The following is a 24,242-nucleotide window of genomic DNA, read 5'->3' on the forward strand; positions in this document are numbered from 1 at the left end:
TGATAAGGAGTGAGGTTGTATGAAAGACGCGGAAATTATAGAAAAGATTGAGGAATTTAGCGAGTTTTTAAGCGTCGGTACTCCTATTAGCGACATGGTGCGCTGGCTGGGTTGGGTGTTTATCAAAGGGCTTGCCTTTATAGTAGATGGACTCGAAAGCGTGACAGACGACGTGTTGCTCGTCAAACAGTTCTTTCAGAATCCAGAAATTGCGGCGTTCGTTGACACGATACGCCCTTTTTTGTACATTCTTTTAGCGTTCAGCCTGCTTTACGCCGGTTATATGCTGATATTCCAGAAGAAATTCGACCGAGAAGGTATGGCCATGAACTTGTTTATCGCCCTGATCATCGTCGTCGCCCTGTCCCAAGGAATGGGCAAAGCTAATGAATTTACCGATGAAGCCATCAACGCCATCAATACGACCGAGCTGTACGATGAAGGAAAAGGTTCTTTATCGGACAACATTGTTTCGAGGCAGCTCACGGATTTAATGGAGTTTGATAAAGGCGGATGGGAAACAACCGATATCGATCCATCCAATACGCTGCCGCTTTCCATGATTGGGCATCTTTCCGTTACAGAAAAGCTGGATAAAAAGCGAACAGAATTAGAACTGACACCGGACGGGAGAGAAATACTCGCGCATAAATTAACATGGTCTGTGAGTGAAAAAGAATTGGTGGAATTGGAAGACAGTAAACTGATGCCCTGGACGAATGAACGGTATTATCGCTACGATGTAAATTGGCTGACATTGCTGACGACATTGGCTGTCATGGCGTTCACGCTTTTCTCAATTGCATACAAACTGGCCAGGCTGTCTTTTGAATTAACGTTCAACTACATCCTGGCCTTACTTGTGGCACCGGCCGATATCCACGATGGCCAAAAGACCAAAAAAATCATGCAATCGATTCTGAATACATTTCTCGTCATCATCCTAATCTTCCTCTCCATGAAGATTTACATGATTGGGACCGCTTATGTGGCTGCTGAACTGGATGGTTTGGCGTATTTGATTGCGTTAATTGCGTTCTCGGTTGCCGTAATCGATGGACCGAACATCGTGGAACGGTTATTCGGCATTGATGCCGGCCTGAAAAACGGCTGGGGCGTCTTAGCAGGCGCGTATGCCGGCGGTAAACTGATTTCGGGTGCCGGAGGCGCTGTCATGAATACCATGAGTCGTGCCAAGAGTTCCGGTGATTCAGAAGAAGACGATGAAGAGGGCAAGAGCGGAACGGCAACTGGCGGACGTACCAAGAATGGTTCCGCTACCGAAAGTGCCGCATCACCGAATGCCAGTGAAGATGCAGGTGGGGCACACGGTGCTCGGGGTACAGCCGCTGGAGTTGCTGTTGGCGGAATGGCCGGCAACAAAGGTACCAATGCGGGATTGGCTGAAAAAAATGAGGACGTTAAAAACGAACAGGCGCCATCGCCGAATGACGGCATTGAACTTTCGAAAGGCAAAACAGAAACAAACGGAACATCCGGAAACGGCAACAACTCTCCTGGAAGCGTCAATTCTGCTAAAGAGAATCTGCCTAGTGGCGAAAAAGACCCTCAGGAGCCCTCGCAAGGCGCGGGAGCAGCCGGAGGACCAAACGATGTAGAACGCGTCGATTCCAGTGCTTCTGGAGGCGGTTTAAGGCAAGTAAGTTCGGCTGGTTCTGCGCCATCACCAAACGATGCAGATCGTTCGAATGGCGGGTCGTCAGCGGCATCAACTGCCGAAAGTGTCCGAAATGAACGCATGGAGCAACGGACAACAGGCCGGACGGATTACGAGGTCGAAAGCATCAATGAACAGGCAGACGGACATACAAAGGGTCGTGATAACTCAGCCGGAAGTTCCGGTTCGGGTCCAAGTACTGCAGCCAGTCCGAATACAAGCAGCTCTGCTCCTTCTTCAACAACTGCACAAAGTCGCACAGAAAACAGCAGCGGTTCTTCTGGACGGCAGCAAACGACCACCACTATCAATCGCTCGGCCAGCGACCAAACAATGGATGAAAACGTTGTGGTAACTGAATCGCAAGGCAATACCACGCAGGGTTCCCGAAACGTAACCGAGAATACGAGTCGTGGTTCGGGTGCAGGCGGCTTTAATTCTGAAGCACCAGCTGCTTCGGGAGGTTCAGCGACATCGAGGAGCGGAAGCAGCCGCACAATCAACCAAGACAGTTCTTCCCGCGAGAACATCGTGAATGAAACGACAGTCAATCAGAATCAGCACCAGGACACGCAACAGACCGATAGAACGAGTGTGAATGAGAGCCGCCGACTGCGCATGCATAACTTGAATCAACAAGAGTCGAACACACTGGACCGCATCAAGAATTACAGAAGAAATAGATAATCGATGAGGACGGCGCAAAACTGCGCTGTCCTTTTTTATAAAGGAGCTGACATCGATGAGGATCTACCAAATCCCGAATGAAATTACGACGGAGCTGAAAATCAACAAAGCGCTATACCTGTTCGACCTTTTTCTAATAATCGGGCTGATACTGCTGCGGATGATTGTCTTACCTTTTGTCCATTCATCGCTGGTCTGGCCGTTTACAGGCTTCATTGTGCTATTCGGGCTGTTCTTAATCATCCGCCCTGCTACTAACCCACAAAAACGAATGAATCAGGCCATTCTGTACGCAATGGTCCGAAAAAAAGACACATACAGCGCAATTGATTATGAAGAGGGGGAATAAAGATGGCCACGTTTGAAGAAACAAAGAAGCGTTCGAAATCCAAAAGCCGGACTGCCTTACTGGATGAGCGGGATATTGCAGCAGAGCGGAAAGCGCACAGCACGAAAAAGAAAGTTCTGTCCTCGTTTGCGGACATTGCACCCATCGTCGACATCACTGATTCTGAATTCTTTGAAATGCGGAATGGTGAATTCATGGAGATCCTTCAAATCACCAGTAAGGATATCTATTCATTGAATGAGACAGATAAAGACAATGATATCTATTCGCTGGCTCATTTTTTCCAGGCGTATCTACCATCCGTTAAAGTGGTCCCGCTCAATACACCCGTCAATTTGGAGATACCGAAACGGCACGTCCTGCGCGATATTAGACGGAATCAGAACCCTTATTATCTGCCACACTTGGAAAAGAAATTGAAAGACCTGGAGTTTCTAGAAAACAACCGCACAGACCGCGAATTCTTTCTGTTCATCTACAGCAGTGATGAGAAAGCCATGCTGGAGAACAAGGTTCATGCCCGAAAATTAATGGCACGCAGCAATCCGCTTGTTGAACTACCGCTCGATAAGAAGCTGAGCATCCTGTATCAGCTGGCGAATTTAAACTCGAAACCACTATCCGAAGTATAGGAGGACACAACATGCTGAATTTCTTAAGCACTTTAGTCAAGCCTCGAAATGACGAAGAAGTAAAAGCGGAAAGGGGCTTCAATCCTTATCTGCTGTCGAAGATTCAACCACAGGGCGGCATCAGATTCGAAAGCGGCTACGTGAAGACAGGGGACGGCTACATCTCCTGCATTCATGTCTATAAGTACCAATCCTTGGTCAGTGACTTCTGGCTGGAGGAATTGATGCGGATCGAACATGCAGTCGTCACATTGGACGTGGCTACAGCCGACAAGAAAGAAATCATCGAATCCATCAACAAATCCATGGCGGAACAGAATACCCGCTACCAGACAGCGAAAGACAACGTCGACCGCATCGATGCCAGAACCAGTTACGAGGAGCTTGATGGCGTCTACAAGCAAATCACCAAAGGCGAAATCATGAAACGCATCCATCTCCGGGCTTATGTGAAGGCTCAGACATTCGAAGAGTTGGAGCAGCGCGTTCGTCAGGTATTGGATGAACTGGAAAGCCTCAACTTTAGAGGTTCGGTGTTGCTGAATGAACAGGATTATTTGTGGTCCGGCATCTTCGCCAGCTACGACAATCAGCTGCAGTTCATCAATAAACGGAAAGGCAAAGAGATCCAAGCTTTGTCAGTGGCCGGCGGCTATCCGTTCCATTACACCAGCCTGACGGACGAACATGGCACTTATTATGGCACCACCGAGACCAACGGCAGCGTGGTCTTTGACTTGTTCCACAAAGACAAAAACCGCAAGTCCTATAACGCCTTGATGGTCGGGAAGATGGGCTCCGGGAAATCGACGCTGCTAAAGAAAACGGTGATGGATCAAGCCAGCAAAGGCAACAAAGTCCGCATCCTGGACGTGACCGGCGAATTCAGAAACCTGGTCGAAGAGATGGGCGGCAAAGAGATTGCGCTGGATGGATCCCACGGCATCATCAATCCGCTCCAAGTATTCAAGACGGTGACGAATGAGGAAGACGGCTCCACCAACGAAACCCAATCCTTTACGCAGCACCTATCCAAAATGAGCGTCTTCTACAACTTCATCAATCCGCAGGCCAATGCGACCGAAAGTACCGAATTTGAAATTCTGCTTCGTAAGCTCTATGTCGAACGGAAGTTGTGGTCAAGGGATCCGGATGAAATCATTCCGATTACTAAATTCCAAGCGAGTGAATACCCGACGTTCTCGGACCTCCTTTCTCTGGTAAGAGCGGAACTCTACCAAGACTTTGAGAAACAAATCCGCTATGACAATTTAGCCCAGGAGCGAGAGTTGCGGCTGTCGAATATCGAACTGTCCCTGACGAACTTGGTCGACAACTACGGCAGCATTTTCGACGGCACGTCTTCCATTGAGAACTTTGATGAGGAAGGCATCGTGTCGTTTCCACTCCGGAATTTGACCAACTTGAAATCGGAAATCTATCAGGCGCAGATCTTCAGCATCCTGAACATGTTGTGGGACAGCATGATTTCAGAAGGGGCGCCGCAGTTCAATGCCTACAACAAAGGAAAGCTCGCCTTTGAAGACGCATCGAAGTTCCTGGTCCTGATTGATGAAGGCCATCACCTCATCAACACACGGGAAGTTTCACAGCCGGCGGTGCTGTATTTGAACAAGTTCATGCGGGAAGCGCGGAAGTATTTCGGTGGGCTGTTCTTCGCCTCGCATCTCATTTCCGACTTTGTGCCGGACGGTTCCAACAACGAATATGCGGAAAACGTTAAAGCCTTGTTCGACTTGACGCAATACAAATTCATCGGCCAACAGGACGCCCAATCCTTATCGGCTATTCAGAATGTATTCAAAGGCCAGCTGACAGATTCGGAGACGCGCGTCATTCCGCATCTCGAAACTGGGAAGGTAGTTCTCTCGATTTCCGGAGACAAAAACATTGTCTTCTCTGTCGATGTATCGAAGCGGGAACTGGCAATGTTTGGTGGGGGTGCGTAAAATGGCGCAGCCCCGTTCAAAGGCGCAACTGGCCAAGACCGCGCTGAAATTAGCGTTATTGAAATACAATCCCATTGGTCTGCAAGCCAAACTGATCATCGCCGGTTCCGCTCTGGCCATCGTGATTGTCTTGATTTTCACGGCCGGCATCTTCTCGATGTTCTCCAGTCCGGATCACGGTTCTTCAGGAGACGGCATGGGTGTCGGCACCGGTCCGGCGTCCGTTTCGCCGGAGGTTGCCCAATACCGTGATGCCATTTCAAGCGAGCTGGCCAAATACGAGATGGAAGGGCAGACTGAGTTGCTGTTGGCGCTGATGATGCAGGAATCCGGAGGGAAAGGGAACGATCCGATGCAGGCCAGCGAGTCGAAATGCGGCTCTGTTGGCTGCATTACCAATCCAGATGAAAGCATTTCCTACGGCGTAAAGCATTTCGTTTCCGTCTTTGAAAGCGCCAAGAAAGATATCAAACTGACGCTGCAAAGCTACAACTTCGGGAGCGGCTTTATTGATTATGTATTAAGCAATGGGGGCTCCTATACAAAGGAGTTGGCCATTTCCTTTTCACAATTGCAGTATCAGAAGTTAGCGCACACCGGCCTCTATAAATGCAGTCGCCCTGAAGCGATTCAGCACAGTGCGTGTTATGGAGATATCGGTTACGTGGAAGCGGTACTGAAGTATTTGCCGTCTGCCAGCACAGGAAATTCAGCAATGATTGCAGGAGACTTGGCCGCTCCTGTCAGCAATGAAATACGTGTCACCTCAAACTATGGCTGGCGGAACATCGGTGCGGGACCGGAGCATCATGACGGCATTGATCTCGGCTGCAGCGAGGCTGATTCCATCCATTCGGTGAAAGACGGCACCATCGTTTATGCCGGGACGTATGGCGGTTACGGGAACGTTGTCACCGTTCAGCATGCGGCCAATTCATTCACCACCTACGCGCATTTAAGCCGCATCAGTGTCCAGGTAAACCAAAAGGTCGAGGGCGGCAATCAAGTCGGGATGTGTGGCAATACCGGTCGGTCCTTCGGCTCACATTTACATTTTGAAATCAAAACCCAGATGTGGGGCGGGTATATGGATCCCGCTCCCTTCTTATTCAAGGAGGCATAACGGATGAAATTCACCTCGAATTCATGGCCCATTCTCTTCTGTTTTATTCTAATAATCTCCCTGGCCGTTAATATCTACGGTTTCATTTCACCGGACTCTGCAGACAATGGAGCCCTTGGCCAAGAAGAGGAAACGGAAGCGCAATCCGAAAAGGAGTTAGCAGAAAAAGAGGAGGAAATTGCATCCCTCCAGGAAGAACTGGACGTGAAAGAAACTGGCGTTCCAGCTGAGTCAGAAGAAGTGGACCAATCAACACCAGAAGCCAGCGCAGAACCGGAAGAACTCATCAACACCGCGCAACGCTTTATTGAATACGCGTTTGAAAGTGATTCCGAGTCGTATACGACTCGCAAGAAACTAGCGCTGAATTACATGACCGAGAGCCTGTACGAAACGTTGTATCCCGCCGACGGAATGGATCAAGAGCAACAGAAGATAGCGATTGAAATCAGAGAGGTAAATGTTTTTGCGAATGGTCAGAATGAAAACGAAGCCATTGTGCATTACACCTACAGCGAAGAAATCCGTTCTTCCGGATACAAAGAGGACAAGGAAATGTATGCAAAACTATCGTTCACAGTAGAAAGGAATCTCTTGAAAGTAGCTGAAATCAAGCCGTTGGAAAATGAATACGGAGGGATCTAGATGGCGAAAAAGAAAAAGAAAAATTTAAAGCTCAACATGTCGACGCTGTATATCACCCTCGCCTTTCTGTTCATTCTCGGCTTCGGATTTTTCGGAACCTCAAAGCTGTTTATGGCAGAAGACATTCCGCTCAATCAAACCGACTTGAACACCGAATTTGATTTGAAGGCGAACGGAAATTTCACGATTAAGAATTGGGTATACGATCCGGAACAGAACATGATGGAGGTCACACTGGTCACCAATGGCATCGAAGACTACATGACGAAGCTAGATTTCACAGCAGTCAGTCGGGAGCGATTAGCTGTCGAACTGCCGACGGAGATTGTTTATGACGAAAGCGGCATTTACATCATCCACATTCAAGACGTCCCGAAAAATTTCAATCAGATGGCCTTACGATTCAACAAAGGCGAAAAGAGTTACGATGATTTGTTCGTTGGAGATGAAGCGGAGGAAGAACAAAACAACATCATTTCCACCATCTACACGGATCAACGAGTCGTCAATGAAGAGGCGATACCTGATCGGAACTTTACGGAATACGCACTGGAAATCACCGGCGAATTGATTGCAGAAGCAGAACGGAAGATCAAGGAACTGGAAGACAAGCGCGGCATGATGGACGACGTGATTTCCGAGATTCGGAAAGAGATCGAGCAGCTCCAAGTGGACCTTCTTTATCAAACAGTGGATGAACAAGTCGAAACAAACAACGATGTTTTCCAACTGGAGAAGAACATTGAAGACTACGAAAAAGAGAAAGCCACGATGGCCGACGACATCCAAAATATCCGCGCAAAAGTGGAGCGGCTGAAACAAAAACAATACGATTTGAATATTTAATGAGCAATTCTAAGGGCTTCCATATGGAGGCAAATGGCTTTTTAAAGGGCTTCCATATGGAAGCCTTAAGCTGTTTTTCGTGATATCACCTCAAACCCAGGCTCCGCCTGGTCTAGCACTGAAAGTGATAGCAGATTTCCCTTATGCTCTTCTCTTCCCCCCACCCAGTATTGGACTACTTCCGTATTCCAATATGCACTTAACGAAGGAGGTTTTGACATGGATCTTATTATTCGCGATGTGGACCCCCACGCCGTCAAAAAGATTGACGATTGGGCCAAGAAAAAGAAGGTGTCCCGTCAGGTTTACCTGAAGGAATTTATCGAAAAGGCGACGTTGTTGGAAATGATTTCGAACGCGGACGAGAGTTTCGAGAAGCAACTTCAAGTCAATACGTTGTTCATGGAAAAGACGGCTGACAGTCTCGATGAATTGGTCGGAGTCCTTCGGGAGTTGATGGCTGATGACGAATAGACCAGCTGTTGTCATCAAGTCGAAATTTATTGCCGGCAATGATAGCGGAACGTCATTTAATGAATACCTGAATTACATGGACCGTGCAGAAACGCATGACAACGTAAATGAATTTGAAAAGTACCAGAACTACATGAGCAACGAAGAGAAGTCCACTGGGCTCTTTACGTTCAGCAAGGACAGCTTGAATGATTCGGACAAGGTGTACTTCAAGGAAGAATTCAAAAAGGCACAGGAAAGCGGCAGCATCTTATGGCAGGACGTCATCTCGTTCGATAACGACTGGCTGAAAAAAAGTGGCGTGTTGGAAGACAAGAACATTGACAACAAACAAATCCAAGACGCAACCCGTTCTGCAGTCCAAGACATGTTGAAGAAGGAGGGCATGATCGATTCGGCCATCTGGACCGGCGCCATCCATTACAACACGGATAACATTCATGTCCATGTCGCCATCGTGCAGACCAAAGATTTTAAGGAGCGCGGCAAACGGAAACAGGCTTCCATTGATTCCATGAAATCGAAAGTGGCCAACAAGATCACCGATCGCTCCAAGCACAACGAAAAACTCAACCTGTTCATCCGGGAGCGAGTCATTGCCTCCAAGCGAAACGATCCACTCAACAGTCTGAAGAACCAGGTCATGAACCGCGACTTGGTCCGGCAGTTCAAGAAGATCCACAAGCAGTTGCCGGAAGACAAACGGTTGTGGCGCTACAACATGAACGCCATCCAAACAGTCCGGCCGGAGATAGACAAGCTCACCACGCTCTACATCGAAAAGAACTTCAAAGAAGAATTCAAAGACTTCCACAAGCAGCTGGAGAAGGAAGTGGAGATTCATAAACGGATGTATGGCAACTCGGCCCATTCAGAGCGGTACCGCGAAACGAAGATGACGGATTTGTATACGCGCATGGGCAACACCATCCTCAAAGAAGTAAGCGAATACGACAGGAAACAGAAAGAGTTTTCTAGAAAAAACGGCAAGAAGCCGAGCAAGTTTATTGTTCAGCGTGATCTCAACAAGGCCGTCTATTTGGTCAATCGTTATGCCAAAGATGAGTTGGAAACAAGCAAAAACCAAAAAGCTTATGAAGAACTGCAGCAGGAGCAGGAATACGAAAGGTAGAAGGAAGGCGACGTCATGGACGAACAATATGAGCATTCAAAACGACAACACCGTTACCGCATTGATGAAGAGGTGCATCAGTACTTAAAGGATTACGCCATTAAAAATGAACTGCCGCGAGATAGCAGTTCGCGGGCGTTGGAATTGGTTATCCGAGAGCATAAACAACTCACTTCTGAAAAAGCGAATATGCATTTAATGTCGCAAGTCATCTCGCATAACGTAACGAACTCTGTTCAAGAAATGATTGAAGCGGGCGTTGCAACAGAAGTAAACAAGATTCGTTTAGGCACCAACAATACCGATCGCAACACACAGAAACTCATCGAGCTGGTCCAGGGGCTTCTGCAGCTCCAGAACATCGACCACATCATGACGACGGACATGAACGCGCCTCCGTTCTTGAAGCAGGTCGATGAGTTGATTGAGTCGCGGATCACTGAACAGAAACAGCGGAAAGACAATCAATAGAAAAGGGAGCGGATGACCATGGCCGTATTTAGCCACAATTACACATTGGGTTTGATCAAGGAAGTCGGAGAAGAAGATGTTTTGGTTTCGGTAAACGGTGAAGACATTGAAATTGAATTGAAGGAAACGGACCGCGAAGTACTGTTCCATATGGTAACAGAGAATGTCTTCTTGGTCCCAGTTGATTCCGATACAAACGAACTGATTTTGAACATGGATGAGTCAGCCGTGCGCGAAAAGTTTCCGGAAATGGAGTTAACGGAACTGATTGGAGCGGCTGAAGAATTCGAAGAAGAGTGATCTTTTTTCTAGTAATCAAAAGGAGTGATTGGGGTGGGTGATCGAGTGGACAGAGAAGAAGTTCGAAAAGCCAATGACGTTCATGTACTGGATTATTTGCACGCGAAAGGCGAGACCTTGGAGCGGCAGGGACATTACTACCGGCATCCGGAACACGATTCCCTTGTCATCAAGGACAGCGGGCATTGGTACTGGAACAGCCGAAGCAAAGGCGGCTATGGCGCCATCAGCTTTGCCCGTGAATATCACGATATGACATTTCAGGAAGCGGTCCGGGATGTGAACGCGCAAAATCCTTCCAAGACTTTTTCTAGAGAACCCGAGCGGCACACATCAAAAGAATTCGCATACCCGTTCCATCAAGAAGTCGCGAAACAGGAAAACATTTCGAGGTATTTGATCGAGGAACGGAAACTGGAACCGAAAATCGTCGCTGCTTTGATTCGGAACGATTTGCTGGCCGAGGACAAATTAAAGAACGGAATTTTTAAATGGAAAGATTCTGCCGGCAAGATCGTCGGAGGAGATCGGCAAGGCACCGTGAAGATGGCAAACAAGCGCGGCTCTTTCAAACAGATTCTGGCAAACAGCAAAGAAGACGGCGGATTCCGGCTGGACATCGGCACGCCGAACAAAATTGCGCTGTTCGAAAGCCCGATTGACGCACTCAGTTATTTCGAGTTGAAACGGCCCGAAAACATCCGTCTGCTGTCCATGTCCGGGCTCAAAGACCAATCCGCAACCGCCGGCATTCGGGACTTGATTAAGGACTGCAAGGAACGCGGAACGGCAGTGGAGCAGGTCATCTTTGCAGTCGACAACGATGCAGCCGGCGAACAATTCGTGGAGCGCTGGTCCAATTACCTAACAAGCTTTGAAATCGACAAGCCGAAGAACAAAGACTGGAATATTGATTTGGTGGAAGCGAAGACTCCGGTAAAACAAAAGGAGCCGAAGAAAGCAATGGAAATGGAAAGGTGAGGGATTGAATGGCGTTCAAAGGGAAAAAGAAAACTCCGGAAGAGAAGATGAAGGAAATCGAAGAGCTGACAACCGGCATGGATCAGCAGATTGAATCGTACTTTGTTTCTGAAAAGGCGATGCGGGAGCACCTGGCGTTCATGGCCAACTTCCACAACTACTCACAGCGCAATATGGTATTGATTGATAAGCAATTCATGGGAGCCGAGGCAGTGGGCTCCTTTAATTTTTGGAAAAGCAAAGGAGCGGCTGTCCAGAAGGGCGAGAAGGGCATCAAGATTCTGGTCCCGACGCCGGTCCAGTTTTATAAGAAGAACGGCATTGACGTGCCGGTCTCTTCCGCCAGTAAACAGGACCGTGAATTGATTGATAAAAAACAGCTGGATACAACCAAGAAAACGTTCTTCAAGATTGGCCATGTGTTTGAATACACGCAGACGAATGCGCGTGAATTGAATCTGTCCGTCTCCGAAATCTTCGGGAAGTACCACCGGGATGGCACGTTGGAAAGCAGCAGGGAAATGATGGCCGCGTTGAACAAAGTCGCCGGTAAATTGGATTTCACCATTGTCGACGAGGCGCCATTCGAACTTGGGACGGCCAAAGGAGCTGCGGCTCCGAGTGAAAAAATCATTGCGTTGAATCCGCGGAATACGGAATTTGAAAACGTTTCGGTCCTGATCCATGAACTGGCACACGCCAAGATGCACACGCCGGAACGGTCTAAGGAGCTGACGACGAATGAAAAGGAATTCCAGGCGGAAATGGTTTCCTATGTGGTCGCCAATCGGTACGGCATCGATACAGAAGACTTCACGCTTTCCTATTTGGCCAACTGGACACAGGGGGCTGAATTGAAGGAGAAGGAGCGGCTGCTGAAGGAAGTCCAAAGCACAGCCAGCGAGTTTATTGGTGAAATCGATTCGCATTTTGACCAGGTAAAAGAAATGGAGATGCAGCAAAGCAAAGCGGATGACCTGTCGCACAACCTTACGGACCAGGCGTTAAAAGCGCATGAAGCTTCTGCCGGAAACGAATTGGCCAACGACGAACCGGCGATGTTCATCCACGGCGTCAGCAGCCAGTTTAAGCCATTCGGAGAAGTGAATAACCTCGACTTTGATCAATACGACCAAGAGCGCACAGCCTATACGGTAGCCATTCCCCAAGACACCGGCCTTACGCTCGTCATCAGTTCTCAATACGAAAAGGGCGAGTACATTCACCCGCTCCATCAATTGGAGAAGGAACAGCTGGTGGACAAGGAGACATTCGCAACATTGGAAACCGGCTACCACGACGAATTGTTGAAGCAAGATGATGCCTACATCCAGTCATTCGCCGCCCGCTTGAGGACGGCGATTCATAAAGAAGAGACTCCTGCAGCAGACAAGAGCAAAAAGCTTCCCAAAACAACATTCGAAATCGAAAGGTGAGGAAAAACATGACACAAGAAAAAGCAATCGAACGAAGCCATTCACTTAAAATTACTTCTGGAGAGATGATTGACGGGAGGAAAGATGTTGACGATGTCGGGAAATTCGTGATGACCAACAGTGTAACCGGAAAAGAACACGAACTGACAATGTGGGCATATGGACTCGCATCAAACCACGAATTGGTTGATGTTGATATTTATAGCGCTTCACCAGAGGAATTGATTCGCATGACGGATGAAGGAATGGATATTGAGGATGCCTATTATCATTCCGCTAAACTGAATTCATTGGGCGATTTTATTACAATCGAAAAGGACGATGAAATCCGTCCAGATATTAGAATTTACACGTTCAATCCTACCGCTAAATATGAATATGATATTCCCACGACGGACTTGAAAATGGATCTGCATGACTTAATTGTTAAAGAAGAAATTGGGGATTTGATCATCATGAAGGAACAAAACACGTTGACGAAAGAAGACGTTCTTGATTTCGGGAAACTCGTTAGAGGAGATGACATCCGCTATGACCTTGGAGACACGCTAAAGGAGCCGATTCAAAACCTCCTAAAGGAAAATCAGTTTGATGCCGAGGAACTCGCTTTAATAAAAGGGGCTGCTAAAACCTTGGGCGCCGAGGTTGATGTTAATTCACCGGAGATAGCGAAAGAAATGCAGCACAAGGCCAAGGCGCCAGGCAAAGAAGAAATCGAGCATTCCAGATGAGCTGATGAGTCTGCCAAGAGAAGTTTGTCCATCGATGAATTTAGCATGATTAAAAAAAGTCAGTTGGGCAGCCGTCAACGAAAAATACCTTACGAATCGAAACGATTGGAAATCAATAGAAAGAAATTAGAAAAGAGGTGATAGCTCATTATTCTTTCCTTATTTCATCGATAAATAGCAAGAAAATTCAGTTCTCAACTACTTCTTTTGAAAGGCTTCCGCTATACTAAGAAAAAACCGATTTTGGGAGAATGGGGAACGACATGAAGCATCTACCAACCGTCAGCCGCGCGAAAGAGGAGATTGAATATTTACAGGACTATGTGTCACTTGCCGAAGTGTATCATGCAAACACGCTAAAGAAGGAAATCATTAAATTGTATGCCTATACGGGTAGTATTCAAAAAGTTGCTTTGCAATTAAATGAAGAGCGAGAAGCGCGAAATCTACCGCTGATTGATGCCGCTTTTGTGTCCTACACCATTCAAAGCAAACCACAGGATCCGTTGCACAAGCTGCTCCGAACCAATTACTTACAAAAGACGAAACATATCCGAAAAAAACCAGCGAAAAAAGGGAAATATAGTTATTGATGCTCTGCTAGGAGCTGATAGGAACACCCGAATGTCAAACGAGTTTTTTAAAAAAAGAAAGTCAGTGGACCGGCTTTTTCTTCGGTAGTTCAATGCCTAATTTCTAAAAAGAAGAGACCGTTTAAACTAGAAGAGACTGATACACAAAAACGATAGAATCAATTTTAATCGAAAAATGAAAGAACTTAATCAGTTGAGCCCCTCATCTTTCTTCGGATGAGGGGCTTTTTTATTTTCTTCAATGGATTATTCAATGGACTTTAGCGGTATAATAAGAACATATGTTCTTATTATAATTAGGAGGTGGTCAACATGAAAGTGAACAAACACTTGAAAGTACAAGGCACAATCAAAGATCGGGGAGTGATCAAGTGGCAAGGAATGATGTTGACAGAACACGTTGAAATGATCCGTGCTTGGTACGAAGAGGACCAACACGATGCAGAACCGGAATTAAATGAAACTGACCTTCAGCTATTACAGGAAGAGCTTGTATTGGCCACTCAACGAAAATGCCAGGTGAAATTGAAATCGTGGAAAGAAAAAAAGTTTCATTACCATCTCGGTATTATCCAAGAGTTGGATGGGCGTAGCCGTTCCATCATCTACCAAGATCCTTCTGGTATACACCGATTGCCGATGGATGAGTTGGTGAGCGTCTGGTTGCTTGATTGAAACGGCGCTTATTCGTGTGGAGCGAAAGGAGCCAAGTTCAGTTTTGTTCCAAATAGGCAGAAATGAAGAAATGCTGCACTCAGAGTAGATGAAGAACAAGATAATTCAATGGACTTGGGCCCTTTCAGTTCGTAAAAGTGTACTTTTACGAACGGATTTTAATAGCAAATTGCCCTAAGGTTTAATAAATATGTAATATTCAGCAAATACATTTTTATATCTTTGCCAAATACAAAAATACGAGCTTCCTTTGCCAAAGGAGCTCGTATTTTTTTATTTCGCCATCAAATCTGCAGCTGTCGGCAGCCGTCGTTAAGCAACTACCGGATAACCCAATTTCTCAATGACTGTTCTCAATTCTTCCGGCGCTACTTTGTCCGCGTCGTAGACAGCTTTCACTTTACTGGAGTTGAACAGCACTTTCACTTCCTTGACACCATCTATTTTCCCTACTTTTCCTTCAATTTTTTTGATGCAGGAAGGGCAAGTGAGCGGTTCCAATTGGAATTTTACTGTGGTCATGTCAATCTCTCCTTTGTTTTTTCTACCTTAAGTATAGGACGCCCATCCATCCAGTTCCTTGACGGCCATCAATTTTTTGAACGGAGTAAGCTTCGCGGTAGTTATAGAAATGGAAGAAAGAAAACAAACAGAAAAAGAAAATGCAAAAAAGCTTCAGGGCTTGATGAAGGTCAAGTTATTCTGTCTCGAAACCACTTAAGATAAGGGTGTAAAGAAAATAACAGTCGAAAGAAAGAGGAGTGGAACAAAATGATTGGGTTCATTCATAAACACAAAAAAAGCATCACTTTTCTAGCCGGTTTCTTACTGGTCCTGGCGCTGGTCTTGAACTTCACGGGTCACCATGACCTGCGGCAGTTCACATTGATCACCGCGACGGTCATTGCCGGGATTCCGATCGCGGTCAAAGCGTTCCAGGCGTTAATGATGAAAGCGTTCAGTATTGAAATGCTGGTAACAATCGCCGTCATCGGTGCGCTTTTTATCGGGGAATACGTGGAATCAGCAGTCGTAACGTTCCTGTTCTTGTTCGGGGATTATCTGGAAGCCCGCACACTGGAAAAAACACGTTCTTCTCTAAAAAGCCTGGTGGATATGGCACCGCAGGAAGCGACCATCATCCGTGATGGCGTCAGTGTGACCGTGCCGGTGGAAGAAGTCGTCGAAGGGGATCGTGTCATCATCCGGACGGGCGGAAAAGTGCCGGTGGACGGTAAGATTGTCACTGGACAAGCTTCACTGAACGAAGCGGCTATCACAGGGGAATCCGTTCCTGCTTCCAAAAAAACAGGAGACAGCGTATTCAGCAGTACTATCATGGACACGGGTTATCTTGAAATAATTGCTGAAAAGGTTGGAGATGACACAACATTCGCGAAAATCATTGAACTGGTGGAAGAAGCGCAGGAATCAAAATCAAAAACAGAAAAATTTCTGAATAAATTTGCGAATATCTATACCCCTGCGGTTGTCGTTCTTTCTGTTCTGGTCTATGTCCTGACAAGAGACCTTCATCTCTCGATCACCTTCCTTGTCATCGCTTGTCCTGGCGCGTTAATCATCGGTGCACCGGTATCAAGTGTTGCGGGCATCGGCAATGGCGCGAAAAACGGCGTGCTGGTTAAAGGCGGCGAAGTGATGGACCGCTTCTCAAAAGTCGATACACTGGTCTTTGATAAAACCGGTACGTTGACGAAAGGGAAACCGGAAGTGACGAATATCGAGGTCTTCAATTCGCACGAAGAACAGGATCTGCTTCGATTGGTGGCGCAGGCGGAAACGGTGTCTGAACATCATCTTGGTCAAACAATCGTCAAAGAAGCGAAGAGTCGTGACATGGCTCTCGACCAGGAACCGGAAGCCGTCAATGTGATCAAAGGCAACGGCCTGACGGCTACAGTGGAAGGTCGAATTTTGACCATCGGGAACCGCAAGCTCATGAACGCAGAAAATATCGCCATTCCGGCGGAAGTGGAAGCGTATGCGGTAAATCGCGAGAAAGCGGGAAACACAGCGATCTTCGCGGCGGTGGACGGAGAAGTCGCTGGCATCTTCTCGATTGCCGACCAGATTCGTGAAGACGCAGCGCCTGCACTTGCTCAGATGAGAAAAAATGGTATCAAGAAAATCGTTATGCTGACGGGCGACAACCAGCACACCGCTGAACTCGTGGCTACCGAATTAGGGCTAGACGAATTCCATGCCGAACTGTTGCCGGAAGACAAAGTAGCGTTTGTGAAACAACTGAAACAGCAGGGACATGTCGTGGCAATGGCAGGGGACGGCGTCAACGATGCGCCGGCAATTGCCACAGCCGATATCGGACTCGCGATGGGTGAAGGCGGCACGGACATTTCAATGGAAACGGCGGATGTCGTCCTGATGGCCGATAAGCTAATGCAATTCTCACACGCTTACTCCCTGTCCAAAGCGACCATCCGCAACATGAAGCAAAACACGTTCTTCGCAGTCGGCATTGTCGCTGTCTTGCTCGCCGGTGTATTAATGGGCTCCGTTCATCTGGCGTCCGGCATGTTCATCCACGAAGCTAGTGTCCTGATTGTCATCTTGAACGCCATGAGACTGATGGGCTTCAACCGGAAACAGATGCAGCAGCGGGAAAAAGAATTGGAACCCGTTCAAGTGTAAAAAATATAGGTGAAAATGAAGAGAAGGGAGGAATCCGCTACTTTCTCCCTTTCCTTTCTACAGCTATTGCGTAAAATCCGGAGTTAAAACCAAAACATTTAGGAGGAATCTTATCATGACTGAACATACTAACCACGAACACCATCATGCAACTGCAGCTTTTATGGTCAATCATTTAATCGCCAATCAAAATGTCTTATTCGTGAAACTTCACCAATTCCATTGGTACTTGAAAGGACCAGAATTCTTTCCGCTGCATGAGAAATTCAATGAACTTTATGACGAAGCCAACGAATACTATGATGCTTTCGGAGAACGCTTGATTGCCATTGGCGAGAAACCGTATTCGACTCTCGGTGAATATCTGGAACATGCATTTATTAGTGAAACACCTTATATTGAGCCGCTTTCTTCCCAAGATATGCTTGGCATATTAGTGGATGATTACCGGGTCATTCGGGATGTAACAGTCAAAGCCATCCATCTTGCGGCGAAAGAGAAAGACGATGTAACGGTGGATATGCTGACCGGATACAAAGCCAGCCTCGATAAAAACATTTGGATGCTGCAGGCTTATCTGGGCAACGATGCTTTAGAAGGGGAAGATGAAGAGTAGGAGAAAATAAAACGCGTTGCAGAAATATAGTCTCTCTAAATCAGTAAACCATCATACGATAGAGACACATTCGTTTCTATTGTACGATGGTTTTTTTAATGTATTTATCTGAAGCTCTGAACAAGAGTCATCACCGTTTCACTCTGATCTCGACAGGGTAAGCAACGGTTGTGAATATACTTCAAGAAAGGGTGGTTTTCATGGTGGAAAAAACAGCGGAAGAAAAACCGAAACGCAATTTAAGACCGGTCTATATTTTTTTGGCTTTTGCCATTTTAATTATCATTGTTTTATTGCCAACGCCGGGAGATTTATCAGTGGTGGGGCAAAGAACACTTGCCATTTTAGCATTTGCGGTCGTTTTATGGATGACAGAAGCGGTTTCGTATCCAGTCAGTGCCGCCATGATTATCGGGCTTATGGCTCTGTTGTTGGGTCTTTCCCCAAATCCCGAAAATCCAGGGGAGCTACTCGGTACGGGAGATGCACTCAGTCTGGCATTGGCGGGTTTCAGTAATTCGGCAGTGGCGCTTGTCGCTGCAGCCTTGTTCTTGGCAGCTGCCATGCAAGCGACGAATTTGCATAAGCGCTTGGCGTTGTGGATTTTATCGAAAGTCGGTACAAAAACGGGCGCTATCGTTTTTGGTGCCATCATTGTTTCAATTGTACTTGCATTCTTTGTGCCGAGTGCCACAGCCCGTGCCGGCGCAGTCGTACCGATTCTGCTTGGTATGGTCGCGGCATTCGGATTGCCTGTCAACAGCCGACTCGCAGCGCTATTGGTCATCACTGCGGTCCAATCGGTATCCATCTGGAATGTCGGCATCAAAACAGGTGCTGCACAGAACCTGGTAGCGCTTGGTTTCATGGAAAATGAGTTTGGAGAGACTGTGTCATGGAGCGCCTGGTTCCTTTATGCGGCGCCATGGTCCATCATCATGTCGGTTGTGCTGTATTTTGTCATGATTAAACTGATCAAGCCAGAGACGAAAGTAGTGGAAGGCGGCACCGAGTTGATTCAGAAAGACTTGAATGAATTGGGGCCTCTTAAGCCGGCTGAAATCCGGTTGATTGTCGTATCTTTGGCATTATTGCTTTTGTGGTCGACAGAAGAAATCTTGCATCCCTTTGATACAACAACGGTCACCATCGTAGCAATCGCTATTTTACTGGCTCCAAAAGTGGGTGTCTTTGACTGGAAGACGGTAGAAAAAATGATTCCATGGGGTACGATTATCGTTTTCGCTGTCGGAATTGCGCTCGGCTCCACTTTGTTGAGTACGGAAGCGGCCCAATGGTTGTCCGATAAAGTATTTGGGGCGATGGGATTGGAAAATATGCCGCTTCTTGCGACGATCGCCTTGCTTTCTTTATTTAATATTCTCATTCACCTTGGTTTTGCGAGTGCAACGAGCTTGTCATCTGCGTTGATCCCTATCTTTATCGCTTTGGCCACGACTCTGCAGCTCGATGGCAATGAAATCGGTTTTGTCTTAATCCAGCAATTCGTCATTTCGTTTGGATTCCTGCTTCCGGTCAGTGCGCCGCAAAACATGCTGGCCTACGGAACAGGGGCTTTCACAGTGAAGGACTTTTTGAAATCAGGTGTGCCGCTGACCATCATCGGTTACTTGCTGATATTGCTTTTCAGCGCGACCTACTGGAAATGGATCGGATTATTGTAAGAAAGAAAAAGAGGATGCCCCGAGTCTGCTGAAGAACTGACTTGGGAACATCCTCTTTTATCTATATCTGTAACTTTTCTGCTGAGCTAAGGCATCAAGAACGGCGGCGATCCCGGATTATGGCCCGAAGCAAAGTCGATCAGCGGGATGATATAAGCAATGGCCACTGATACTGTCGCCAGTGCCACCCAAATCGACCAGCGGTCCATGAACAGCGGTGATGCATCTGAAGGGCTGTAATCTTCTCCGATCGGAAAGTCTGTCTTTCCTTTTGGCGCGAAAAAGGCGAGCTGTGCCCAGATATAAACCAGCAGAATGATGCCGACGACCAGGATCACTCCGCCCATCGCCATCAACATTTCGTACATCGCCCAGTCCGCAGCGGCGCTGTGGCCATTGTAGGACGTATTGGCCGTCCGGCGGGGGCTTCCGAGCAGCCCGTTAATGTGCATGGCACCCGACATGAGCAGCATGCCGCTCGCCCAAATGACCGTTTGGGCAACGGCCAGCCGGTTGATTGTCGGCGTCATTTTTCTGCCGGATAAATAAGGGATCAGCCAATAGGAAATCCCAAAAAATGTCAGGATGACCGTAGTGCCAACGGTTAAATGCAAATGGCCGGTGACCCAGATGGAATTATGGACAACCTGGTTAATTTGGTTGCTGGCGTTGATAATTCCGCCGAGTCCCGCTGGGATATAGGCAAACATGGCGACAATCAATGCGAAGAAACGGGCATCAGACCAAGGCAGCGTTTTCCACCAGCCGAGCAAACTCGTAACGCCTTTTGCTCTTCCGGTCCGTTCCATAGTGGCGAGCATCGCAAAGGCGGTCATGAGGGAAGGGAAAATGATCATGAATGTTTGAATCACGTGCAGAAATTTCACATTGACGGACAAGCCCGGATCAAGGATCTGGTGGTGGAAGCCGCCGGGTACATTGGCCACCACAAGAATGACCACAGCGACACGCGCCAGTGAATCACTGAATACTTTTCCGCCGATGATTTTTGGCATCGCCACATACCAGGCTGAAATGGATGTCAGCATCCAAATATTCACGAGCGTATGGCCGAAAGCCCAAAATAAGGTGCGGCCCATCATCGGATCAATGGTTGCAACCCATCCGAATGCCCACGGAATGACCATCGCTATGACAAAAACAGCGATGAACAGGGAAGCGAAAACCCAAAGGACGAAAACGGCATTTGCGAAAAAGGCGAAAAGCGGCGTTAGTTTTCCGGGATTTCGTTTGCGCCAGCTCTGATAGGTGATGAACATGCCGATGCAATTTAACAGGATGCCGACGACAATAAGCGCAAGCCCGATATAAAACCAGGGATGCGCCTGCATCGGAGTGTAAAACGTATAAAGCACATTGGCGTTTCCGGTAACAATAAGAAACGCAGCGATCAGCGTGCCGGTTGTCATGAGAGCAAAGCCTGCCCATCCGAAAGCGATGGTTTTATTGGCCAGTCCGCCAAGCACCCGTGAAGTTCCGGCATACAGGTAGCCGATGCTGAAAAAAGAACTTAATACCAGGATGAACATGACGCCGTGGGCAGTCAGCAGTGCATAATAACTGATCCACGAAGGGAGTTCAAAAAAACCGCTGCGGACCAGGCCCTGCAATAGACCGGCAAATCCGCCGATTAATAATGCAATAAATGCGATGAATAAATTCGCGGCCGATAGTCGGATATCCCGTCCCGTAATGCCGGCAGCGGCATCTTCGTTAACGGCCGTCCCTTTATGCAGAATCGGTGTTTCATTGATGTGAGCCATTTCTTCCCCTTCTTTCTTCTTTATTTGACGGTGATGGTGTTCGCCATGAACTCGTGCCCGAGGCCGCAATATTCATTGCATAGGATCAGGTATTCCCCTGGCTCGTCGAATGTATGGCTGACTTTCGAAATATGGCCGGGAACGACCATGACATTGACGTTCGTGTCTGTAATTTTAAAGCCGTGGGTGACGTCAGGTGATGCCAAAGTGAAATGGACTGTCGCGCCTGCCGGAATTTCCAAATCACCCGGCTGGAACGCAAACATTTCCGCGATAATGGCAATTTCGTATTCGTTATCGCCGATTTCCTTCAGCTCAGTGTCCGCAAAAATCTCAGACTCGCGGACCGTTTGCGGATCGATCATTTCCGCATGGCTCGGCGGCCCCATTTCCAGGAAAAAAGTTTGAAATGCTAAAATCCCGAGGAAAACGGCTAAAATGAGTGAACCGATAATCAGCCAGAGTTTTTCATAACGATGGATATGCATACGTCGAATCTCCTCTCAAATTTCTATAATAGTTGCCCCGTTTCAGTTGCGCTCCAGGAATAAAAAGAAAACGCTGAACCAGGACACAAGCATGAATACCGCGATGATCAGAACGGAAGTAAAAGTGCCTCGCAATGAAGTTTCCTGAGCGTCTTCGCGGTCTTTCTTTTTGGAAGCTTCCTTCATTTTGATTTCCTCCTTTCTTTTCCGGATGAAGCAGAGAGCAGCTTCAGTTCTATTCAAGTTGCTTCATTAAGGAATGAAACCAACTTAAATTTTTCGAGTAAAACTCAAAATTGGATAATGCCGCAAAATACCAATAGAATGGAATTGCAGGAATATTGAAAATAAATCTGTTAAGACAGTATACGCGAATAAAAAATTGGATTCCTTGATGCCTGTCAATGCAAAACCAATATGGAACATTTCTCATTCACTTTTACGAATAGATGATTTGGGTATGCTTGCATATCGTATAAGTTTTTAGTCTAATTAGACTATATCCTCTTTTGTATTATTCACTAAATTTTATTTTTTAATCCTTTTAAGGGTTAATTTCTTTAAACTACTATCATCCTTGACGGCCATCAAGGTTAAAGAAACAGGCACCCCTTATAATGAAGATGAATATAAGGAGGAGAGCAATATGAGAAAAGCGGTATTTCAAATGGAGCCATTCAGTTGTCCGTCCTGCATCAAAAAAATTGAGAATACTTTGGGGAAACAGGCTGGTGTAAAGGATGGCATAGTACTGTTCCATTCCGGAAAAGTAAGAGTTGAGTTTGATGAATTACAAATTTCAGATCAACAAATCGAAGAACTTATTGTGAAACTGGGGTATTCTGTATATTCAAGGAAAGTTGCCTAACTAGGAGGGAAAGTATGAAGTATCAGGAAGCATGCCAGCATACAGAAGGAAACAAGGGAGCACATCAATTATGTGTTTCCATAGTTCCGATCTTTAATCATCTTCAAGACGAAGAAATGGAGGAAGTCGCCAAAACGACGCGTTCCATCTCCTTAAAGAAAGGGGAGCTGCTGCACAGTGTTGGCGATGCCTCGGATTCCTTGTATATAGTCCATCAAGGAAAAGTGAAAGTTTACCGTCTGTCGGAAAACGGCAAAGAGCAATTGATCCGGATTCTGGAGCCGGGCGATTTCACCGGGGAACTCGCTTTGTTTAAGGAATCGATTCATGATGATTATGCGGAAGCGATGGAAAAGACCGACATTTGTAGCATCCAGCGCGACAATCTTCAGGAATTTCTGCAGCGATATCCGAATATTTCATGGAAAATCCTAAGTGAATTTTCCAATCGGCTTGGCCAGGCTGAAAGCCAGATGACCAGCTTTGCGACAGAAGACGTGGAAACACGGATTGGGCTTTATCTGGCTCAGCAGGTGGAAGAAAACAAATCGACGGAGTACCGTTTGCCGATGTCCAGAAAAGATCTTGCTTCTTTTCTCGGTACGACTCCCGAAACCATCAGCCGGAAACTTGCCAAGTTTGAAGACGAGGGATGGATTGAACAGGAAGACCAGCGCCGAATCCGTATACTGGATCTGGATGCTTTGCTGCTCATCTAGCAATCGGTACGATATTTGATGGTAATTATGTGTAATGTGAAAGGATTTCAAAATTAAGTAAGAGAGCGTAAAATATGTTGTGTAAATGAAAATAAGGAAAGCCCTGCCAAGAGTTCGGTTTACATATGAGAGATTATAGAAAGTAATAGAAATTATAATAGAAAAATACTAAAGGGAAAAGCGGTGCTAGTCAGGCGGTAGTGACCCCTTAAAGTTAGAGTTTTAGTTTATGCAGCTAATTGGCTGGTATGAGCTCGGTATTTCACCGGACTCATGCCGGCCAATTTTTGTTTGATGCGTTCGTTGTTGTAGGTAGATAATATTGTTCGATTTGCGGATGGTTAGGGATCTCGTATTTCTAGGCTGATATAGGATAGTTCAATGGGTCAAATAAATTCTCATTTATAAAATTTGGTTTAAATTTCTTATTATACTTAGCGCGCAGCACTAGCTTTAATGAAAGCTTCTTATTCTTTTTGATTGAAAAGCATACTTTCAGAACGAGAACTAAAATGAAATTTAATGATTGTTATTTATTTGGGATTAAATATTATTCCTTGTCATCAGATTATTAGAAGAAAAAATGTTTAGATAGAAGTAGGAAGATACCTTTCTTTTAAAAAGATATCTTTCTATCTTCATTAATATATGTTCGCAAAATACCTATTTAAGGAATTTTAATAGATTCA

At 46.5% G+C, this 24,242-nt stretch carries 26 protein-coding genes; 21 read left to right on the forward strand and 5 right to left on the reverse strand.

What is annotated here, in order from left to right; translation table 11 throughout:
* The first annotated feature begins 19 nt into the window (after window positions 1–19).
* The 16 genes from AC1MEO_RS19525 to AC1MEO_RS19600 all read left to right on the forward strand — a co-directional run bounded on the left by AC1MEO_RS19525 (window position 20) and on the right by AC1MEO_RS19600 (window position 14,723).
* Window positions 20–2,365 carry a pLS20_p028 family conjugation system transmembrane protein gene (locus AC1MEO_RS19525; RefSeq protein WP_480336211.1) on the forward strand — a complete coding sequence of 782 codons (2,346 nt, stop codon included), beginning with the start codon at window positions 20–22 and terminating at the stop codon, window positions 2,363–2,365.
* A 55-nt stretch (window positions 2,366–2,420) separates the two neighbouring features.
* A complete protein-coding gene (locus AC1MEO_RS19530; RefSeq protein WP_149456981.1) occupies window positions 2,421–2,714 on the forward strand; it encodes a DUF5592 family protein in 294 nt (97 codons plus the stop codon).
* Between the two features lie 2 nt (window positions 2,715–2,716).
* The gene (locus AC1MEO_RS19535) at window positions 2,717–3,346 is read left to right on the forward strand and encodes a hypothetical protein (protein ID WP_480336212.1); all 630 of its coding nucleotides are present in this window, start codon (window positions 2,717–2,719) and stop codon (window positions 3,344–3,346) included.
* A gap of 11 nt (window positions 3,347–3,357) precedes the next feature.
* Entirely contained in the window at window positions 3,358–5,316 is a 1,959-nt protein-coding gene (locus AC1MEO_RS19540; protein WP_480336214.1) for a VirB4 family type IV secretion system protein, read from the forward strand.
* A gap of 1 nt (window position 5,317) precedes the next feature.
* Window positions 5,318–6,439: a lysozyme family protein gene (locus tag AC1MEO_RS19545; protein WP_480336216.1), complete on the forward strand. Its 1,122-nt coding sequence runs from the start codon at window positions 5,318–5,320 to the stop codon at window positions 6,437–6,439.
* A 3-nt stretch (window positions 6,440–6,442) separates the two neighbouring features.
* Window positions 6,443–7,084, forward strand: a complete 642-nt coding sequence (locus AC1MEO_RS19550) for a hypothetical protein (protein ID WP_480336218.1) — start codon at window positions 6,443–6,445, stop codon at window positions 7,082–7,084.
* Window positions 7,085–7,930 carry a hypothetical protein gene (locus AC1MEO_RS19555; protein WP_480336220.1) on the forward strand — a complete coding sequence of 282 codons (846 nt, stop codon included), beginning with the start codon at window positions 7,085–7,087 and terminating at the stop codon, window positions 7,928–7,930.
* Window positions 7,931–8,149: 219 nt separating this feature from the next.
* The gene (locus AC1MEO_RS19560; protein ID WP_191715305.1) at window positions 8,150–8,404 is read left to right on the forward strand and encodes a hypothetical protein; all 255 of its coding nucleotides are present in this window, start codon (window positions 8,150–8,152) and stop codon (window positions 8,402–8,404) included.
* Window positions 8,394–9,536 (forward strand): MobP2 family relaxase, encoded by a 1,143-nt coding sequence (gene mobP2 / locus AC1MEO_RS19565; protein WP_480336222.1) that lies wholly within the window; start codon window positions 8,394–8,396, stop codon window positions 9,534–9,536. Before AC1MEO_RS19560 ends, mobP2 begins: the two co-directional genes overlap by 11 nt.
* A 15-nt stretch (window positions 9,537–9,551) precedes the next feature.
* Window positions 9,552–10,007, forward strand: coding sequence for a hypothetical protein (locus AC1MEO_RS19570; RefSeq protein WP_480336223.1), 456 nt, complete (start codon window positions 9,552–9,554; stop codon window positions 10,005–10,007).
* 18 nt (window positions 10,008–10,025) lie between these two features.
* Window positions 10,026–10,307, forward strand: a complete 282-nt coding sequence (locus AC1MEO_RS19575; protein WP_480336224.1) for a hypothetical protein — start codon at window positions 10,026–10,028, stop codon at window positions 10,305–10,307.
* Window positions 10,308–10,340: 33 nt separating this feature from the next.
* Window positions 10,341–11,288: a DUF3991 domain-containing protein gene (locus tag AC1MEO_RS19580; RefSeq protein WP_480336225.1), complete on the forward strand. Its 948-nt coding sequence runs from the start codon at window positions 10,341–10,343 to the stop codon at window positions 11,286–11,288.
* An 8-nt stretch (window positions 11,289–11,296) separates the two neighbouring features.
* Window positions 11,297–12,724: an ArdC-like ssDNA-binding domain-containing protein gene (locus tag AC1MEO_RS19585; protein WP_480336226.1), complete on the forward strand. Its 1,428-nt coding sequence runs from the start codon at window positions 11,297–11,299 to the stop codon at window positions 12,722–12,724.
* Between the two features lie 8 nt (window positions 12,725–12,732).
* Window positions 12,733–13,455 (forward strand): hypothetical protein, encoded by a 723-nt coding sequence (locus AC1MEO_RS19590; RefSeq protein ID WP_480336228.1) that lies wholly within the window; start codon window positions 12,733–12,735, stop codon window positions 13,453–13,455.
* Between the two features lie 251 nt (window positions 13,456–13,706).
* A complete protein-coding gene (locus AC1MEO_RS19595; RefSeq protein ID WP_480336230.1) occupies window positions 13,707–14,048 on the forward strand; it encodes a hypothetical protein in 342 nt (113 codons plus the stop codon).
* A gap of 312 nt (window positions 14,049–14,360) precedes the next feature.
* Entirely contained in the window at window positions 14,361–14,723 is a 363-nt protein-coding gene (locus AC1MEO_RS19600) for a YolD-like family protein (protein WP_203341276.1), read from the forward strand.
* Window positions 14,724–15,035: 312 nt separating this feature from the next.
* On the opposite strand, the gene AC1MEO_RS19605 is transcribed toward AC1MEO_RS19600, so the two are convergent.
* Window positions 15,036–15,245 (reverse strand): heavy-metal-associated domain-containing protein, encoded by a 210-nt coding sequence (locus AC1MEO_RS19605; protein ID WP_191715296.1) that lies wholly within the window; start codon window positions 15,243–15,245, stop codon window positions 15,036–15,038.
* A gap of 249 nt (window positions 15,246–15,494) precedes the next feature.
* On the opposite strand from AC1MEO_RS19605, the gene AC1MEO_RS19610 reads away from it, so the two are divergent.
* The 3 genes from AC1MEO_RS19610 (at window position 15,495) to AC1MEO_RS19620 (ending at window position 19,694) form a co-directional block, all read left to right on the forward strand.
* Window positions 15,495–17,393, forward strand: coding sequence for a heavy metal translocating P-type ATPase (locus AC1MEO_RS19610; RefSeq protein ID WP_191715295.1), 1,899 nt, complete (start codon window positions 15,495–15,497; stop codon window positions 17,391–17,393).
* A gap of 115 nt (window positions 17,394–17,508) precedes the next feature.
* Window positions 17,509–18,009, forward strand: coding sequence for a Dps family protein (locus AC1MEO_RS19615; protein ID WP_225218478.1), 501 nt, complete (start codon window positions 17,509–17,511; stop codon window positions 18,007–18,009).
* Window positions 18,010–18,209: 200 nt separating this feature from the next.
* Window positions 18,210–19,694: a DASS family sodium-coupled anion symporter gene (locus AC1MEO_RS19620; protein ID WP_480336232.1), complete on the forward strand. Its 1,485-nt coding sequence runs from the start codon at window positions 18,210–18,212 to the stop codon at window positions 19,692–19,694.
* 86 nt (window positions 19,695–19,780) lie between these two features.
* Here the strand turns inward: AC1MEO_RS19620 and AC1MEO_RS19625 are convergent, their stop codons facing one another.
* From AC1MEO_RS19625 to AC1MEO_RS19635, 3 genes are read right to left on the reverse strand one after another with little or no spacing between them, the layout of a single operon-like run.
* Window positions 19,781–21,478 (reverse strand): cbb3-type cytochrome c oxidase subunit I, encoded by a 1,698-nt coding sequence (locus tag AC1MEO_RS19625; RefSeq protein WP_112233093.1) that lies wholly within the window; start codon window positions 21,476–21,478, stop codon window positions 19,781–19,783.
* A gap of 20 nt (window positions 21,479–21,498) precedes the next feature.
* The gene (locus tag AC1MEO_RS19630; protein WP_112233092.1) at window positions 21,499–21,966 is read right to left on the reverse strand and encodes a cytochrome c oxidase subunit II; all 468 of its coding nucleotides are present in this window, start codon (window positions 21,964–21,966) and stop codon (window positions 21,499–21,501) included.
* A 42-nt stretch (window positions 21,967–22,008) separates the two neighbouring features.
* The gene (locus tag AC1MEO_RS19635; protein ID WP_112233091.1) at window positions 22,009–22,152 is read right to left on the reverse strand and encodes a cytochrome c oxidase subunit 2A; all 144 of its coding nucleotides are present in this window, start codon (window positions 22,150–22,152) and stop codon (window positions 22,009–22,011) included.
* A 460-nt stretch (window positions 22,153–22,612) separates the two neighbouring features.
* On the opposite strand from AC1MEO_RS19635, the gene AC1MEO_RS19640 reads away from it, so the two are divergent.
* Both AC1MEO_RS19640 and AC1MEO_RS19645 read left to right on the forward strand, forming a co-directional pair.
* A complete protein-coding gene (locus tag AC1MEO_RS19640) occupies window positions 22,613–22,834 on the forward strand; it encodes a heavy-metal-associated domain-containing protein (RefSeq protein ID WP_203341273.1) in 222 nt (73 codons plus the stop codon).
* 14 nt (window positions 22,835–22,848) lie between these two features.
* Complete coding sequence (locus AC1MEO_RS19645; protein ID WP_203341272.1) at window positions 22,849–23,553, forward strand: Crp/Fnr family transcriptional regulator; 705 nt, start codon at window positions 22,849–22,851, stop codon at window positions 23,551–23,553.
* 227 nt (window positions 23,554–23,780) lie between these two features.
* Here the strand turns inward: AC1MEO_RS19645 and AC1MEO_RS19650 are convergent, their stop codons facing one another.
* Window positions 23,781–23,876, reverse strand: coding sequence for an IS3 family transposase (locus AC1MEO_RS19650; protein WP_480336252.1), 96 nt, complete (start codon window positions 23,874–23,876; stop codon window positions 23,781–23,783).
* Window positions 23,877–24,242: the final 366 nt, after the last annotated feature.

The organism is Planococcus sp. BI3, from assembly GCF_056680115.1.

Bases quoted from the DNA above. Each gene is read 5' to 3' on its own strand.
- AC1MEO_RS19605 (WP_191715296.1), bottom strand. From the start codon at position 15,245: ATGACCACAGTAAAATTCCAATTGGAACCGCTCACTTGCCCTTCCTGC.
- AC1MEO_RS19535 (WP_480336212.1), top strand. From the start codon at position 2,717: ATGGCCACGTTTGAAGAAACAAAGAAGCGTTCGAAATCCAAAAGCCGG.
- AC1MEO_RS19545 (WP_480336216.1), top strand. From the start codon at position 5,318: ATGGCGCAGCCCCGTTCAAAGGCGCAACTGGCCAAGACCGCGCTGAAA.
- AC1MEO_RS19585 (WP_480336226.1), top strand. From the start codon at position 11,297: ATGGCGTTCAAAGGGAAAAAGAAAACTCCGGAAGAGAAGATGAAGGAA.
- AC1MEO_RS19625 (WP_112233093.1), bottom strand. From the start codon at position 21,478: ATGGCTCACATCAATGAAACACCGATTCTGCATAAAGGGACGGCCGTT.
- AC1MEO_RS19540 (WP_480336214.1), top strand. From the start codon at position 3,358: ATGCTGAATTTCTTAAGCACTTTAGTCAAGCCTCGAAATGACGAAGAA.
- AC1MEO_RS19610 (WP_191715295.1), top strand. From the start codon at position 15,495: ATGATTGGGTTCATTCATAAACACAAAAAAAGCATCACTTTTCTAGCC.
- AC1MEO_RS19530 (WP_149456981.1), top strand. From the start codon at position 2,421: ATGAGGATCTACCAAATCCCGAATGAAATTACGACGGAGCTGAAAATC.
- AC1MEO_RS19620 (WP_480336232.1), top strand. From the start codon at position 18,210: ATGGTGGAAAAAACAGCGGAAGAAAAACCGAAACGCAATTTAAGACCG.
- mobP2 (WP_480336222.1), top strand. From the start codon at position 8,394: ATGACGAATAGACCAGCTGTTGTCATCAAGTCGAAATTTATTGCCGGC.
- AC1MEO_RS19575 (WP_480336224.1), top strand. From the start codon at position 10,026: ATGGCCGTATTTAGCCACAATTACACATTGGGTTTGATCAAGGAAGTC.
- AC1MEO_RS19550 (WP_480336218.1), top strand. From the start codon at position 6,443: ATGAAATTCACCTCGAATTCATGGCCCATTCTCTTCTGTTTTATTCTA.
- AC1MEO_RS19560 (WP_191715305.1), top strand. From the start codon at position 8,150: ATGGATCTTATTATTCGCGATGTGGACCCCCACGCCGTCAAAAAGATT.
- AC1MEO_RS19525 (WP_480336211.1), top strand. From the start codon at position 20: ATGAAAGACGCGGAAATTATAGAAAAGATTGAGGAATTTAGCGAGTTT.
- AC1MEO_RS19615 (WP_225218478.1), top strand. From the start codon at position 17,509: ATGACTGAACATACTAACCACGAACACCATCATGCAACTGCAGCTTTT.
- AC1MEO_RS19645 (WP_203341272.1), top strand. From the start codon at position 22,849: ATGAAGTATCAGGAAGCATGCCAGCATACAGAAGGAAACAAGGGAGCA.
- AC1MEO_RS19630 (WP_112233092.1), bottom strand. From the start codon at position 21,966: ATGCATATCCATCGTTATGAAAAACTCTGGCTGATTATCGGTTCACTC.
- AC1MEO_RS19570 (WP_480336223.1), top strand. From the start codon at position 9,552: ATGGACGAACAATATGAGCATTCAAAACGACAACACCGTTACCGCATT.
- AC1MEO_RS19555 (WP_480336220.1), top strand. From the start codon at position 7,085: ATGGCGAAAAAGAAAAAGAAAAATTTAAAGCTCAACATGTCGACGCTG.
- AC1MEO_RS19590 (WP_480336228.1), top strand. From the start codon at position 12,733: ATGACACAAGAAAAAGCAATCGAACGAAGCCATTCACTTAAAATTACT.
- AC1MEO_RS19600 (WP_203341276.1), top strand. From the start codon at position 14,361: ATGAAAGTGAACAAACACTTGAAAGTACAAGGCACAATCAAAGATCGG.
- AC1MEO_RS19635 (WP_112233091.1), bottom strand. From the start codon at position 22,152: ATGAAGGAAGCTTCCAAAAAGAAAGACCGCGAAGACGCTCAGGAAACT.
- AC1MEO_RS19640 (WP_203341273.1), top strand. From the start codon at position 22,613: ATGAGAAAAGCGGTATTTCAAATGGAGCCATTCAGTTGTCCGTCCTGC.
- AC1MEO_RS19595 (WP_480336230.1), top strand. From the start codon at position 13,707: ATGGGGAACGACATGAAGCATCTACCAACCGTCAGCCGCGCGAAAGAG.